16 protein-coding genes are annotated in these 15,083 nt (G+C 55.7%); 6 read left to right on the top strand and 10 right to left on the bottom strand.

The window, feature by feature from the left end; all coding sequences use genetic code 11:
• Window positions 1–204: 204 nt before the first annotated feature.
• From pstS to phoU, 5 genes are all read left to right on the top strand, one after another.
• Entirely contained in the window at window positions 205–1,245 is a 1,041-nt protein-coding gene (gene pstS / locus NI40_RS22210; RefSeq protein WP_008500186.1) for a phosphate ABC transporter substrate-binding protein PstS, read from the top strand.
• Window positions 1,246–1,373: 128 nt separating this feature from the next.
• Window positions 1,374–2,333, top strand: a complete 960-nt coding sequence (gene pstC / locus NI40_RS22215; RefSeq protein WP_024907883.1) for a phosphate ABC transporter permease PstC — start codon at window positions 1,374–1,376, stop codon at window positions 2,331–2,333.
• A complete protein-coding gene (gene pstA / locus NI40_RS22220; protein ID WP_023309794.1) occupies window positions 2,333–3,223 on the top strand; it encodes a phosphate ABC transporter permease PstA in 891 nt (296 codons plus the stop codon). The genes pstC and pstA overlap by 1 nt, the downstream gene beginning before the upstream one ends.
• 47 nt (window positions 3,224–3,270) lie before the next feature.
• Complete coding sequence (gene pstB / locus NI40_RS22225; RefSeq protein ID WP_010426574.1) at window positions 3,271–4,044, top strand: phosphate ABC transporter ATP-binding protein PstB; 774 nt, start codon at window positions 3,271–3,273, stop codon at window positions 4,042–4,044.
• Between the two features lie 26 nt (window positions 4,045–4,070).
• Complete coding sequence (gene phoU / locus NI40_RS22230; RefSeq protein WP_008500182.1) at window positions 4,071–4,796, top strand: phosphate signaling complex protein PhoU; 726 nt, start codon at window positions 4,071–4,073, stop codon at window positions 4,794–4,796.
• Window positions 4,797–4,890: 94 nt separating this feature from the next.
• Here phoU and yieH read toward each other — a convergent pair whose 3' ends face one another.
• Complete coding sequence (yieH, locus tag NI40_RS22235) at window positions 4,891–5,556, bottom strand: 6-phosphogluconate phosphatase (protein ID WP_039260356.1); 666 nt, start codon at window positions 5,554–5,556, stop codon at window positions 4,891–4,893.
• A gap of 164 nt (window positions 5,557–5,720) precedes the next feature.
• On the opposite strand from yieH, the gene adeP reads away from it, so the two are divergent.
• On the top strand, window positions 5,721–7,058 hold the full coding sequence (gene adeP / locus NI40_RS22240; protein ID WP_023309797.1) for an adenine permease AdeP: 1,338 nt from the start codon (window positions 5,721–5,723) through the stop codon (window positions 7,056–7,058).
• 92 nt (window positions 7,059–7,150) lie between these two features.
• Here adeP and NI40_RS22245 read toward each other — a convergent pair whose 3' ends face one another.
• The 9 genes from NI40_RS22245 to rpmH form a co-directional block, all read right to left on the bottom strand.
• Window positions 7,151–7,717, bottom strand: coding sequence for an NADPH-dependent FMN reductase (locus NI40_RS22245; protein WP_023309798.1), 567 nt, complete (start codon window positions 7,715–7,717; stop codon window positions 7,151–7,153).
• A gap of 36 nt (window positions 7,718–7,753) precedes the next feature.
• Window positions 7,754–8,500, bottom strand: a complete 747-nt coding sequence (locus NI40_RS22250; RefSeq protein ID WP_039260357.1) for a 4'-phosphopantetheinyl transferase family protein — start codon at window positions 8,498–8,500, stop codon at window positions 7,754–7,756.
• A 122-nt stretch (window positions 8,501–8,622) separates the two neighbouring features.
• Window positions 8,623–9,594 carry an HTH-type transcriptional regulator YidZ gene (gene yidZ, locus NI40_RS22255; protein ID WP_039260358.1) on the bottom strand — a complete coding sequence of 324 codons (972 nt, stop codon included), beginning with the start codon at window positions 9,592–9,594 and terminating at the stop codon, window positions 8,623–8,625.
• A complete protein-coding gene (locus NI40_RS22260) occupies window positions 9,563–10,738 on the bottom strand; it encodes an MFS transporter (protein ID WP_039260359.1) in 1,176 nt (391 codons plus the stop codon). The genes yidZ and NI40_RS22260 overlap by 32 nt, the downstream gene beginning before the upstream one ends.
• A 111-nt stretch (window positions 10,739–10,849) precedes the next feature.
• Window positions 10,850–12,214, bottom strand: a complete 1,365-nt coding sequence (gene mnmE / locus NI40_RS22265) for a tRNA uridine-5-carboxymethylaminomethyl(34) synthesis GTPase MnmE (RefSeq protein ID WP_021242672.1) — start codon at window positions 12,212–12,214, stop codon at window positions 10,850–10,852.
• A 72-nt stretch (window positions 12,215–12,286) separates the two neighbouring features.
• Window positions 12,287–13,930 (bottom strand): membrane protein insertase YidC, encoded by a 1,644-nt coding sequence (gene yidC / locus NI40_RS22270; protein WP_033144356.1) that lies wholly within the window; start codon window positions 13,928–13,930, stop codon window positions 12,287–12,289.
• Between the two features lie 2 nt (window positions 13,931–13,932).
• Window positions 13,933–14,190, bottom strand: coding sequence for a membrane protein insertion efficiency factor YidD (gene yidD, locus NI40_RS23535; protein ID WP_001307474.1), 258 nt, complete (start codon window positions 14,188–14,190; stop codon window positions 13,933–13,935).
• Window positions 14,154–14,513 carry a ribonuclease P protein component gene (gene rnpA, locus NI40_RS22275; protein ID WP_032640303.1) on the bottom strand — a complete coding sequence of 120 codons (360 nt, stop codon included), beginning with the start codon at window positions 14,511–14,513 and terminating at the stop codon, window positions 14,154–14,156. The genes yidD and rnpA overlap by 37 nt, the downstream gene beginning before the upstream one ends.
• Before the next feature lie 16 nt (window positions 14,514–14,529).
• Entirely contained in the window at window positions 14,530–14,670 is a 141-nt protein-coding gene (rpmH, locus tag NI40_RS23540; protein WP_000831330.1) for a 50S ribosomal protein L34, read from the bottom strand.
• Window positions 14,671–15,083 lie beyond the last annotated feature (413 nt).

Here is a 15,083-nt window from a genome sequence, read left to right on the forward strand (position 1 = left end):
CACATAAAGAAAATATTTCTGAAAACGTCTTGTCATAAAAGCGGCTAACACGATGAAAAATAAGCTTTCTTTTGCTGGTTTTTAAGTGAAATTAACGTTGTCATAAAACTGTCATAATTCGTACATTTATCTGTCACCTGTTTGTCCTATTTTGCTCATCGTAGCCACTAAACAACGATTTACGAAAATCTTGCAGGAGACATTATGAAAGTTATGCGTACCACTGTCGCAACTGTTGTCGCCGCGACCTTATCTCTGAGCGCGTTCTCTGTATTTGCAGAAGCAAGCCTGACTGGCGCTGGTGCAACCTTCCCTGCGCCGGTGTATGCCAAATGGGCAGATACCTACCAGAAAGAAACCGGTAATAAGGTTAACTATCAGGGTATCGGCTCCTCCGGTGGCGTTAAACAAATTACCGCGAACACTGTTGATTTCGGCGCATCAGACGCTCCGCTGTCTGATGACAAGCTGGCTCAGGAAGGCCTGTTCCAGTTCCCTACCGTGATCGGCGGTGTGGTTCTGGCCATCAACCTGCCGGGCGTGAAGTCGGGTGAGCTGGTGCTGGACGGCAAAACGCTGGGTGACATCTACCTGGGCAAAATCAAAAAATGGGATGACGAAGCGATCGCTAAACTCAACCCAGGCCTGAAGCTGCCTTCTCAGAACATCGCCGTGGTTCGCCGCGCGGATGGTTCCGGTACCTCTTTCGTGTTCACCAGCTACCTGGCAAAAGTGAACGAAGAGTGGAAATCTAAAGTCGGCTCCGGCTCTACCGTTAACTGGCCAACCGGTCTGGGCGGTAAAGGTAACGACGGTATCGCCGCATTCGTACAGCGTCTGCCTGGCTCAATTGGTTACGTAGAGTATGCGTACGCTAAGCAGAACAACCTGTCCTACACCAAACTGGTTTCAGCCGACGGCAAACCGGTTAGCCCGACCGAAGAGAACTTTGCTAACGCGGCGAAAGGCGCTGACTGGAGCAAATCCTTCGCGCAGGATCTGACTAACCAGAAAGGCGAAGGTGCATGGCCAATCACCTCTACCACTTTCATCCTGGTTCACAAAGAGCAGAAGAAACCTGAGCAGGGCGCCGAAGTGCTGAAGTTCTTCGACTGGGCGTACAAAAACGGCGGCAAACAGGCTAACGCCCTGGATTACGCCACCCTGCCGGACAACGTGGTTGAGCAGATTCGCGCTGCATGGAAAACCAACGTGAAAGACAGCAGCGGTAAAGCGCTGTACTAACAGGATATATTTAACGAAGATGGCGGGTGGCGCTGCGCTTACCCGCCCTACGGTTTAAGCTGTAGGCCCGGTAAGCGTCAGCGCCACCGGGCATATTCGTAAAAACGTCTCAAACAGAAGAGTAATTTATGGCTGCAACCAAGCCTGCATTTAACCCTCCGGGTAAAAAAGGTGACATGATTTTCAGCGCGCTGGTGAAACTGGCTGCGCTGATTGTGCTATTGCTGCTGGGCGGCATTATCGTGTCTCTGATTTTCTCCTCATGGCCGAGCATCCAGAAATTCGGTTTTTCCTTCCTGTGGACCAAAGAGTGGGACGCGCCGAACGACATCTACGGTGCCCTGGTGCCGATTTACGGCACGCTGATGACCTCGTTCATCGCCCTGCTGATTGCGGTTCCGGTGAGCTTTGGTATTGCCCTGTTCCTGACGGAGCTGGCGCCGGGCTGGCTGCGACGCCCGCTGGGTATTGCTATCGAACTGCTGGCGGCCATTCCAAGTATCGTTTACGGCATGTGGGGCCTGTTCATCTTTGCTCCGCTGTTCGCCACGTATTTCCAGGAACCGGTCGGTAACGTGCTTTCCGCCATTCCGTTTGTGGGTGCCTTGTTCTCTGGCCCGGCTTTCGGTATCGGCATTCTGGCGGCAGGTGTGATCCTCGCCATCATGATTATTCCGTACATTGCGGCGGTTATGCGCGATGTCTTCGAACAAACGCCGGTAATGATGAAAGAGTCGGCCTACGGCATCGGCTGCACCACCTGGGAAGTTATCTGGCGCATTGTCCTTCCGTTCACCAAAAATGGGGTGATCGGGGGCGTGATGCTGGGCCTGGGTCGTGCGCTGGGTGAAACCATGGCGGTCACCTTTATCATCGGTAACACCTACCAGCTCGACAGCGCGTCGCTCTACATGCCGGGTAACAGTATTACCTCGGCGCTGGCGAATGAATTTGCGGAAGCGGAATCGGGGCTGCACGTGGCGGCGCTGATGGAGCTGGGTCTGATTCTGTTCGTTATCACCTTCATTGTTCTGGCGATTTCCAAGCTGATGATTATGCGCCTCGCTAAAAATGAGGGGGCACGCTAATGGCAACTCTCGAAATGCAAGCTACCGCTGAACTGGCGGAATCCCGCCGCAAAATGCAGGCCAGACGCCGCATGAAAAACCGTATTGCCCTGTCGCTCTCTATGGCGACAATGGCGTTCGGCCTGTTCTGGCTGGTCTGGATCCTCTTCTCGACGGTCGTTCGCGGGATTGACGGGATGTCACTGTCGCTTTTCACCGAAATGACGCCGCCGCCGAACACTGCGGGTGGTGGCCTGGCGAATGCCCTGGCGGGCAGCGGCTTGCTGATCCTCTGGGCGACGGTCTTCGGCACGCCGCTGGGCATCATGGCGGGTATCTACCTGGCTGAATACGGTCGTAAATCCTGGCTGGCGGAAGTCATTCGCTTCATCAACGACATTCTGCTGTCTGCACCTTCTATCGTCGTGGGTCTGTTTGTTTACACCGTGGTGGTGGCGCAGATGGAACACTTCTCCGGTTGGGCGGGTGTTATTGCCCTGGCGCTGCTGCAGGTGCCGATTGTTATTCGTACCACCGAGAACATGCTGAAACTGGTGCCGGACAGCCTGCGCGAAGCGGCTTATGCGCTGGGTACGCCGAAATGGAAGATGATCTCTGCAATTACGCTAAAGGCGTCTGTTTCCGGGATCATGACCGGTATCCTGCTGGCGGTTGCGCGTATCGCGGGTGAAACGGCGCCGCTGCTGTTTACGTCTCTCTCCAACCAGTTCTGGAGCACGGACATGATGCAGCCGATCGCCAACCTGCCGGTGACGATCTTTAAATTTGCGATGAGCCCATTCGCGGAATGGCAGCAGCTGGCCTGGGCCGGAGTGCTGATCATTACCCTTTGCGTACTGTTGCTGAACATTCTGGCGCGCGTCATTTTCGCGAAGAAGAAACACGGTTAATTTTTTACGGCGCGGCAGCTCGCGGCGCCGAATGAGGAAATGAGTCAATGAGTATGGTTGATACTGCCCCGGGTAAGATTCAGGTTCGTGATTTGAACTTCTACTACGGCAAATTCCATGCCCTGAAGAACATCAACCTGGATATCGCGAAGAACCAGGTCACGGCATTTATCGGTCCGTCCGGCTGTGGGAAATCCACGCTGCTGCGCACCTTTAACAAAATGTATTCGCTCTATCCGGAGCAGCGCGCTGAGGGTGAAATCATCCTGGACGGTGAAAACATTCTGACCCAGGCTCAGGATATCGCCCTGCTGCGCGCCAAAGTGGGGATGGTGTTCCAGAAACCAACGCCTTTCCCGATGTCGATTTATGACAACATCGCGTTTGGCGTGCGTCTGTTTGAAAAACTCTCCCGTGCCGATATGGACGAGCGCGTGCAGTGGGCTTTGACCAAGGCCGCATTATGGAACGAAACCAAAGATAAGTTACACCAGAGCGGTTACTCTCTCTCCGGTGGTCAGCAGCAGCGTCTGTGCATTGCGCGCGGTATTGCTATTCGCCCGGAAGTGTTGCTGCTGGATGAGCCGTGTTCAGCGCTGGACCCGATCTCAACCGGCCGTATTGAAGAGCTGATCACCGAGCTGAAGCAGGATTACACCGTGGTTATCGTGACCCATAACATGCAGCAGGCTGCACGTTGTTCCGATCACACGGCGTTTATGTACCTGGGCGAGTTGATTGAGTTCAGCGATACGGACGCGCTGTTCACCAGGCCCGCGAAGAAACAAACCGAAGATTATATTACTGGCCGCTACGGTTGATTTGCCTTAGTGCATGTGGAGAAACCATGGACAACCTCAATCTTAATAAACACATTTCCGGCCAGTTCAACGCAGAGCTGGAAAGCATTCGCACCCAGGTAATGACCATGGGCGGCATGGTCGAGCAGCAGCTTTCTGATGCGATTACGGCAATGCACAACCAGGACAGCGAGCTGGCGAAGCGCGTCATTGAAGGCGATAAAAACGTCAACATGATGGAAGTCGCTATCGACGAGGCCTGCGTGCGCATTATCGCGAAACGTCAGCCGACGGCGAGCGACCTGCGTCTGGTGATGGCGATCATCAAAACCATCGCCGAGCTGGAGCGTATTGGTGACGTTGCGGATAAAATCTGCCGTACCGCGCTGGAGAAGTTTTCTCAGCAGCACCAGCCGCTGCTGGTGAGCCTGGAGTCGCTGGGCCGCCACACCGTGCAGATGCTGCACGATGTGCTGGATGCTTTTGCGCGTATGGACCTGGACGAAGCGGTGCGTATCTACCGTGAAGACAAGAAGGTCGACCAGGAGTATGAAGGCATCGTGCGTCAGCTGATGACCTACATGATGGAAGATTCACGTACGATCCCAAGCGTACTGACCGCCCTGTTCTGCGCGCGTTCCATCGAGCGTATCGGCGACCGCTGTCAGAACATTTGCGAATACATTTTCTACTTCGTGAAAGGTCAGGACTTCCGTCACGTGGGCGGCGACGAGCTGGACAAGCTGCTGGCGGGTAAAGATCCGAAAGAGTGATTTTTACCCTCACCCTAACCCTCTCCCACAGGGGGAGGGGACAATTCGGTTTTCTCCCTCTCCCCAGGGGAGAGGGTCGGGGTGAGGGGAAAACTCAGCGAGTAATATCCCACCCGCGCGCCTTCCACAGCGCTGGCAGCTGCGCCAGATCGGTAAAGGTCGTGACATTGGGATGATCGATCGGCTTGTTGTGCGGGTCGGCGCAGAAGTAAAACACCTCCATCCCCGCATCAATCCCCGACTGCGCGCCCGCAGACGAGTCATCCACCAGAATGCAGTTTTCTACGTTGACGTTCATCGCTTTTGCCGCATGGAACATCAGCGCCGGGTCTGGCTTCCAGCGCTGGATATCGTAGCCGCTGAACAGTTTTTCCGGGAAATGGTGCAACATCTCAAGCTTGCCCAGCGAGTGCTGCATTTTGCTGACCGGGCCGTTAGAGACGACGCAGACTGGCACCGTCATCGCATCCAGCAACGCGTTAGCTCCGGAGATAACCTCCAGCTCGGAGTCGAACAGGCGTGCGACCTCGGTGCGGTACACCGGTTCCAGATCGGCTTTCGCCAGATTCACACCGTGTTCTTCGTTAATGATGTCGATGATCTCGTAGAGCTTTACGCCCTTAAAGCGTTTAAACACCTCTTCGAGTTCCAGCGTAATGCCAAATTCCTGGAACATGGTGACATACGCGCGGGAACAAATGACCTCACTGTCGACCAGCGTACCGTCGCAGTCGAAAAATACCGCTTCAATTCCGGACATGCCTTTCCCTTTTAACAAGTTTAACGTTTACGTACGGCAGTTCGCCGGCACGCAATCGTTGCCGTATAAGCAAAATCAATGAAAAAAGTATCACGTAACCGCCACTATTGTCGCATTTTGGTATAGGATAGCGACGAATTTTCCCTCCTTGTTCGGAATTGATGATGAGTCAACAACACACTACCCAGACATCTGGTCAGGGTCTGCTTGAGCGCGTTTTTAAACTGCGCGAGCACGGCACAACGGCACGCACCGAAGTGATCGCTGGTTTCACCACCTTCCTGACGATGGTCTATATCGTTTTTGTGAACCCTCAAATTCTGGGCGTCGCTGGCATGGATACCAGCGCCGTCTTTGTAACAACCTGTCTGATCGCGGCTCTTGGCAGCATCCTGATGGGTGTGTTCGCTAACCTGCCTGTTGCGCTGGCACCGGCAATGGGCCTGAATGCGTTCTTCGCGTTCGTGGTGGTTCAGGCTATGGGTCTGCCGTGGCAGGTTGGCATGGGCGCCATCTTCTGGGGCGCGGTTGGCCTGCTGCTGCTGACCATTTTCCGCGTGCGTTACTGGATGATTGCGAACATTCCCGTGAGCCTGCGCGTGGGCATCACCAGCGGTATCGGTCTGTTCATCGGTATGATGGGGCTGAAAAACGCCGGCGTTATCGTGGCGAACCCGGACACGCTGGTGAGCATCGGTCACCTGACCTCTCATAACGTGCTGCTGGGCGTGCTGGGCTTCTTTATCATCGCGATCCTGGCTTCCCGTAATATTCACGCGGCGGTGCTGGTGTCCATCGTTGTCACCACCCTGCTGGGCTGGATGCTGGGCGATGTTCACTATAACGGTATCGTCTCCGCGCCACCGAGCGTCTCTACCGTGATTGGTCACGTCGATCTGGCGGGTTCCCTGAACCTGGGCCTGGCGGGCGTGATTTTCTCCTTCATGCTGGTCAACCTGTTTGACTCCTCCGGCACGCTGATTGGCGTGACCGATAAAGCGGGCCTGGCGGATGAAAAAGGGAAATTCCCGCGCATGAAGCAGGCGCTGTTTGTGGACAGCGTCTCCTCTGTGACCGGTGCTTTTATCGGAACCTCGTCCGTTACCGCGTACATTGAATCGTCTTCCGGCGTGTCCGTGGGCGGCCGTACCGGCCTGACGGCGGTGGTTGTGGGTATTCTGTTCCTGCTGGTGATCTTCCTCTCTCCGCTGGCGGGTATGGTTCCTCCGTATGCGGCAGCCGGCGCGCTGATCTATGTGGGGGTGCTGATGACCTCCAGCCTGTCACGCGTGAAGTGGGATGATTTAACCGAAGCGGTGCCGGCGTTTATTACCGCCGTGATGATGCCGTTCAGCTTCTCGATTACCGAAGGTATCGCGCTGGGCTTTATCTCTTACTGCGTAATGAAGATCGGTACCGGCCGCTTCCGCGACCTCAGCCCTTGCGTCATCGTTGTGGCGCTGCTGTTTGTGCTGAAGATTGTGTTTATTGACGCCAAATAAACAGCAAGCCCTTTTCTTCGAAAAGGGCTTTAATGTTTGTTCCCTCTCCCTGTGGGAGAGGGCCAGGGTAAGGGCATCAGGCTGCAATAAGCTTACGCCTTCACCCGCTTAATATAATCCCCAAACGCCGTCAGCTGGCCAGACAGATGATCGCGCGTGCTCTGATCCACCACTTCACCCGTTTGTGGGTCGACCTTGTTCTGAATCACACCACCCATAAATTCCGGCTTGTTCATGACCATCGCATCCAGGAACACCAGGATCTGGCGCAGATGATACTGGCAGCGCGCGCCGCCAATCGCGCCCATTGAGCTGGTCTGGATCAGCACCGGCTTGCCTGCCAGCGGCTGCTCAGGTAAGCGGGACAGCCAGTCGATGGCATTCTTCAGGCCACCCGGAACCGAATAGTTGTACTCCGGCGTGACGATGACCACGCCGTCGGCCTGGCGGATCTGCTCTGCCAGCGCCTCAACGCTCTGCGGAAAACCCTCTTCTTGCTGTACGTCAGCGTCATACAGCGGAATATCGCCAATAGACGGCAGGGCGCTAATTTCCATTCCTGCCGGTGCCAGCTGTGGCAGCGTGCGGGCAACCATCCCGTTAAATGAACCTTTGCGCAGGCTTCCCAGTAACGTAACTACTTTCAACGTATCAGACATGATTACTCCTGTTTCATCATGATGACCCTGATTGGATCAGCTAAGGGTGAATGCTTTTTCTGCCGGTAAACTGGTTAAACGCATCAGGCGTGCGGCGGGCTCGTTGGCGCGCTCGGGCACATCAGGAAGGCTACGCCATCCCTGTTGGCTGTCAAATTCCCAGATTTTCATGCGTTCGATGGCGGGGGTAACCGCAATGGACCAAATGAGCACATCCTCTGCGTCACTGAGCGCCTCTACCAGCGTGGCCTGGGCGGCACGCAGACGTCCGGAGCCTGGCAGCAGCTGCAGCAGGCTGGCGTCGTCTGAGGCGCATCCACAGAGCTTTCGGATGCTCTGGCGCAGGGTAATGAGCTGGGCTCGGGCTTCGACAGGATCGTTCTGGTTGCGTACCCACAGCCTCTCATTGCTGGAAAGCGGATAGTCTTCATGCGCATTACCGCCATGGAAGCTACGTGTCGCGCGCTGAAGTTCCATATCCAGCCCACAATCCCCTTCGGTGGTCAGCGCGACGCCAATGATATTGCCCGCGTAGGCAATCGAAAAACGAGGGAGATCCGGGTCGGCAAAGATCGGGCGACCTTCGGGTTGGGTAATGATGTCCGGCAGCTCGCTGGTGCCGTACAGCATAAACAGCAGTTCTGCGAGAAGCGCCCGGGAAGCTAAAAACCGCGTTCTGCGGTGTTCCGGGAGAGTGAGTGCTTCACTGTGACAGGCTGAAGAAATTCTTGCCGATACGAGACGTCCTTCCGTAAGTATCCCTCTTGCAAAGTGCGTAGCCATTTTTCGCTCCTTGATAATGGTCGTAATCGGTTAACCGGTTACATGATTATCGCTTAACTTGACTCCTGTTTTAATCAGTAAATGGGAGTAAGAGAAGCCTCAGGACCGAACTTTACATTTTCTTAGGCAAAAATTGGATCGCTGGCACCGTACAGCGCCTTGATGGTTTCCCGCAGCCAGAGGATTTTCGGATTATGGCTGTTCCGTTTATGCCAGATCAGCGTGAAGGGAACGGTAAGCTTTTCAGCCTGCGCTTCGTCAATGGGAATGGGCAGCGCGATCAGCTTCCGCTGGTGGAGTTGATTGTAGTGATGGCAGTAGTGCGGAGCCGTGGCGATATAGTTATGGCCGGGCTGCGCCGCCATAAACATCGACTGCTCAAAGCCCGGCACGCTCATGGCAATGTTTCTCTCCCGACCCATCTCCTTTAGCACTTCGTCCAGTGCCCAGGTGTCGCTGCGTTCCCAGAAGATGCTGATGTGCGGGTAGCGCAGGAAGGTATCGAGGTTCCATTCGTCCTGTAGCGCGGGGTGATCCTCACGCAGATACACGCACGGACGGTCGCTGAACAGGATCTCATAGTCGATGAACCACGGCATTAGCTTCAGCAATTCACGCGAGCGCGGGTGCGTTTCGCGTCCGGTGAATCCCAGATCCACCTCTCCACGCGTAATGGCGTCCAGCGAGTCGTAATCCCAGTGACGCATCTTCACCGTAGCCTGCGGATAGCGCTGGTTCACCTGCTCCAGCAGGGCGTTAAAGCGGATCAGCATCAACGGCGTTTCGGCGGCCAGCACGAACGTTAGCCCGCCCGGGGAATCATGGTGGAATTTATCGAGGATCTGGTTGCCGATTTGCATCCAGTCAGCCAGATCCTGCTCCAGGCTTACCGTCAGCGGGGTCGGCAGCAGCCCCAACGGCGTTTTGACAAACAGCGGGTCGTCAAACCAGTCACGCAGCTTGGCCAGCGATTTACTCACCGCAGACGGCGTCACGTTCATCCGTTTCGCCGCTTTGGTGACGCTGCGCTCCTGCAGCAAAAGCTGCAGGCACAGCAACAGGTTAAGATCGAGACTGCTGATGGGCTTCTTCATAATGCGCCGCGGGCTGGATGACCATAAGTAAGGTAATGCACAGTATGCTACAGCCAATCAGAACCCCGATCAGCATATTCAGCGCGTTAAGCCCGATGACCGCCGCCAGCCAAATCCACAGCGACGAGCCGCAGACCTGCGCAATTCCCAGCACCGAGCTTGCTACGCCTGCCCGCAGCGAGAAGGGACCAAGCGCCTGACTCATCGCCACGCCAAAGCCAACCGAGAACCCGGCGCAAATGAGGGTAATGCCGGCCAGCATTACCGTATGCGAGCTGGCGGTTGCCAGGATCGCGCCTGCCGTGAGGAATAAAACCTGTGAGGTCAGCATCAACGTACGCTGGCTAAAAACATTTAGCGCAAACGGGGTAGAAAACGACACTGCCATACTGACCATGGCGGTTAATGCCATCACCGTTGAATACTCACCGCGATCGAAGCCCATGGTTTCCATCAGTAAAACCGGGGAAACGTTTACATAGGTCAGGATCACCGCCACGCTTAACGTGGTCACGGCCAGACGACTGAGAAAAAAGCGGTTAAGCAGCTTCTCGGCTGGGTGAATGGCTGCGGTATGACCGGTATTCTGCGAGCCCGGGTGGGTCTCTTTCAGCACGGCGATGGACAGGATAAACACCAGCGCGCCCATCGCCGCCATGGTCCAGAACAGGCTCTGCCACGGAAATTTCAGCATGATCAGATATCCCACGACCGGGGCCAGCACCGGGATGATGCAGGTAATACCGTTCAGCATCGAAAGCACTTTGGCGCGACGCTGGGCGCTTAAGGTGTCGCGCAAAATGGCAAACGCGACGACGTAGCAGCCACCGGCGCCAATGCCCTGGATAAACCGTCCGGCCAGGAACAGCGTGCTGTTTTGCGCCTGTGAGCAGAGAAGAGAGGCCAGGGCAAAAATGATGGCGCCGGTTATGGCGACGGGCTGACGGCCTGCCTTATCCGCGATCTTCCCGGCAAAGACCATCGACGACGCCATCCCCGCAAGATAGGCCGAAAACGCGATGTGCAGCTGCGCCTCGCTGGCGCCCAGATCGCTGGCGATGTGCGGCAATCCCACCAGATACATATCAATGCCGGACGGATAAAGCAGAACTAATGCGAAACTACAAAACAGAAAACGCGCCATAAACCCCCCATAGATGCAGGCATGCAGGATAGGGGGTGAAAAGAGATTAGGCGAGTTGCCATTTGGACAATGGTGATTTCCCGGGAGGAAATCACCATCAGTGAGCGGGCCTTACTTACCGATACAGAAGCTCGAGAAAATTCGTCCCAGCAGATCGTCCGACGTAAACTCCCCGGTGATCTCGCTCAGATTCTGCTGCGCCAGGCGCAGCTCTTCCGCCAGCAGTTCACCCGCCCACGCGCCGATCAGCTGCGCTTTACCCTGAACAAGGTGGTTTGCCGCCTCTTCCAGCGCCTGCAGGTGGCGACGACGCGCGAGGAAGCCGCCTTCCATGCTGGTGTCAAAGCCCATGCTCTGCTTGAGATGGTTGCGCAGGTCGTCAACGCCTTCACCGGTACGCGCCGACAGGCGAATCAGTGAGTGACCATTCACATCGCTGATGCCCAACGTTTCGCCGGTGACGTCCGCTTTGTTACGCACCACGGTGATGGGCAGTTTCGCCGGCAGACGGGCGATAAAGTCTGGCCAGATTTCTGCCGGGTCAACGGCGTCGGTCGTGGTGCCGTCCACCATAAACAGCACGCGGTCTGCCTGCTCGATCTCCTGCCAGGCGCGTTCGATACCGATGCGTTCAACCTCGTCGCTGGCATCGCGCAGGCCGGCGGTATCAATGATATGCAGCGGCATCCCGTCGATGTGGATATGCTCGCGGAGCACGTCGCGGGTGGTGCCGGCAATGTCGGTGACGATTGCCGCTTCACGGCCCGCCAGGGCGTTCAGCAGGCTCGATTTTCCGGCGTTAGGGCGTCCGGCAATCACCACCTTCATCCCTTCGCGCAGCAGGCTACCCTGACGCGCTTCGGCGCGAACGGCGTCGAGATCGGCCATCACCTGGTTGAGCTGCGCTTCGATTTTACCGTCAGAGAGGAAGTCGATCTCCTCATCCGGGAAGTCGATAGCCGCTTCCACGTAGATCCGCAGGTGAGTAAGTGCTTCCACAAGGTGATTTACGCGGGCGGAGAATGCCCCCTGCAGCGAGTTCAGGGCGGAGCGGGCCGCCTGTTCAGAACTGGCGTCGATCAGGTCTGCAATCGCTTCTGCCTGCGCCAGGTCGAGCTTGTCGTTGAGGAAGGCACGCTCGGAGAACTCGCCCGGCTTCGCAATGCGCAGGCCCGGCAGGGTCAGGATACGTTTTAACAGCAGGTCGAGGATAACCGGGCCGCCGTGGCCCTGCAGCTCCAGCACGTCTTCGCCGGTGAAGGAGTTCGGACCGGGGAACCACAGCGCAATGCCCTGGTCCAGCGGCGTGCCGTCGGTATCTTTAAACGGCAGGTAATCAGCGTAGCGCGGCTTTGGCAGTTTACCCAGCACCGCTTCGGCCACCTCGCGCGCCTTCAGGCCGGAGATACGCAGAATGCCTACACCACCGCGTCCCGGTGGGGTTGCCTGGGCGACGATAGTGTCGTTATGGCTCATGGTTGGTCTCGTTCAATACAAATAAAAAAGGCGGTCAATCGACCGCCCTTATTTTAGCGTTAACTTACCGAATCAGGACTTTTTCTTTTCGCGGCTATGCAGGCCACGTTTTTCCAGACCACGATAAATCAGCTGCTGCTGGATGATGGTCACCAGGTTGCTGACGATATAGTACAGCACCAGACCTGACGGGAACCACAGGAAGAACACGGTGAAGATGACCGGCATAAAGGTCATGATCTTCTGCTGCATCGGGTCGGTCACGGTGGTCGGCGACATCTTCTGGATGAAGAACATCGTCACGCCCATCAGGATCGGCAGGATGTAGTACGGGTCCTGTGCGGACAGGTCATGGATCCACAGTGCGAACGGCGCGTGGCGCAGCTCAACGGAACCCATCAGCATGTAGTACAGCGCAAGGAAGATTGGCATCTGAATCAGCAGCGGGAAGCAACCACCCAGTGGGTTTACTTTCTCTGCTTTATACAGGGCCATCATTTCCTGGCTCTGACGCTGTTTGTCATCGCCCAGACGCTCACGCATCGCCGCAATCTTCGGCTGCAGCATACGCATCTTCGCCATGGAGGTGTACTGCGCTTTAGTCAGCGGGTACATGATGCCACGAACGATGAAGGTGATAACGATGATGGAGAAGCCCCAGTTACCCAGGAAGCTGTGGATGAACTTCAGCAGCTTAAACAGCGGCTGAGAGATGAACCACAACCAACCGTAATCAACGGTCAGATCCAGGTGCGGCGCAACAGCGGCCATTTTGTCCTGAATTTCCGGGCCGACCCACAGGGTGCTTGCCATCTTACCGGTTTGACCCGGCTGAACCAGAACCGGCTGGGATTTGTAGCCGATGGCTGCAAGACCGTTACCCAGATTCGCGGTATAGAAGTTATTCGTACCGTCGTTGTTTGGGATCCAGGCCGTTGCGAAATACTGTTGCAGCATCGCAACCCAACCGCCTTTGGAACTAACGTTCAGGTTTTCGTTATCGGCAATGGTGTCGAATTTGTATTTCTCATACTTCGCGTCTGGCGTGGAGTACGCCGCGCCACGGAAGGTATGCAGCGCAAAGTTGCTGCTTCCGGTGTCACGGTGAGACGGCAGATTGATGGACTGCTTCAGCTGGCCAAAGGTCGACAGCTCCAGTGGTTTCGCACTGGCGTTCTGTACGCTGTAGCCCACGTTCACCGCATATTCACCGCGTTTCAGGGTGAAGGTTTTAGTGAAGGTGTTGCCTGCGGCGTCGGTGTACGTCATCGGGATCGCGAGTTCGTTCTGACCATCAGCCAGTACAAAGGTGTCGCTCTCGACGTTATACAGTGGACGCGCACCGTTAGCCGGGTTATCCGGGCCATCACGACCGGTCAGGCCGCTCTGCGCCTGGTAGATAAACTCAGGCGTGGTTTCCAGTAACTGGAACGGTTCGTTAGACTTCAGCTCTTTCGGGTAGGTCAACAGCAGCGCCTGCTCAACATCACCACCACGGGTGTTGATTGTCAGCTCAAGCACATCGGTCTTAACCGTAATCTGTTTCCCCTGGCCACTGGCCGGTACGCCCTGGTCGGCGGCGCTACCCGCTGCGGTGGTCGTAGTCTGCGTGGTCTGCTGCTGGGGTTGAGGATTTTTATCCTGCTCCCATGCCTGCCAGATCATGAAAGACACGAACAACAAAGCGATGATAAGAAGATTGCGTTGCGAATCCATCGTTAGTGTTCTCTGGTATCAAAGGGTCCTGGGGGGACGGGGTCGTCTCCACCGGGGTGTAAAGGGTGGCATTTTAATACGCGTTTCACCGTCAACCAACTGCCTTTTATCACTCCAAACCTGCGCAATGCCTCAATTCCGTAGCTTGAGCATGTTGGTGTGAAACGGCAGTGCGGCCCGAGTAGCGGACTAATCAGGCGTTGATAGACCCGAATGAGGGCTATCAGGACCCGTGAGCCAGGCGACAGTGGCGGCGCCATAATTTTTCCAACGCTTCCGAGAGAGCACGGTTATCGAGGTCGGCAACCCCTTTCTTCGCCACCACCACGAAATCCATTGAAGGCAGTTCGTGCTGACGTAAACGGAAGCTTTCACGCGTCAGACGTTTAATCCGATTGCGTTCATGCGCACGCTTAACATTTTTCTTGGCGACTGTGAGACCGATGCGGGGATGCCCCAGCGAATTTTGGCGGCCGAGGATGGTGATTTGCGGCGTGCCAGCCCGTAGTGGCTGCTGGAAGACGAAAGTGAAATGAGCGGGAGTTAACAAACGTAACTCCCTGGGAAATGCTAGCTTAACCACTCAGGGGTTAGCTTTATTACTTGGAAACGGTCAGACGAGCGCGGCCTTTAGCACGACGACGTGCCAGAACCTGACGACCATTTTTAGTAGCCATACGAGCACGGAAGCCGTGAGAACGGTTGCGCTTCAGTACAGACGGTTGAAAAGTGCGTTTCATGGCGATTTCTACCTAAACTTGAATAAATTCACTGACTTTTGCGTATACCCGAACGAGTTTCGAACGACTAACGCCTCAGCGTGGGTGATTAAAGAGGCCGGATTGTAATAATTGTACACTCCGGAGTCAATTCTCTTTCCTTATTTCCCGCGTATTTCCGCACGTTTTCGCGTGGAAAATGAGCAACGGACGACGCAGGAAGATGAGCATCACGCGCCGGGTCGAGGATTATACGGCCTCGCCAACAAAGCGCAAGGATCGTCCCGGATCTTCGTTAGATCATTTAAGCAATAAATTGTCTGTGCTCATTAATTTTTCCAATATGCGGACTAAATCGTGGGGCACTGGCGCCAGGATCGTTTACACTTATCCGGTTCCGGATCTTCCTGTGGATAAATCGGGAAGAATCTGTG

Source organism: Enterobacter sp. E20, assembly GCF_000801755.2.
Lineage (GTDB): Bacteria > Pseudomonadota > Gammaproteobacteria > Enterobacterales > Enterobacteriaceae > Enterobacter > Enterobacter asburiae_B.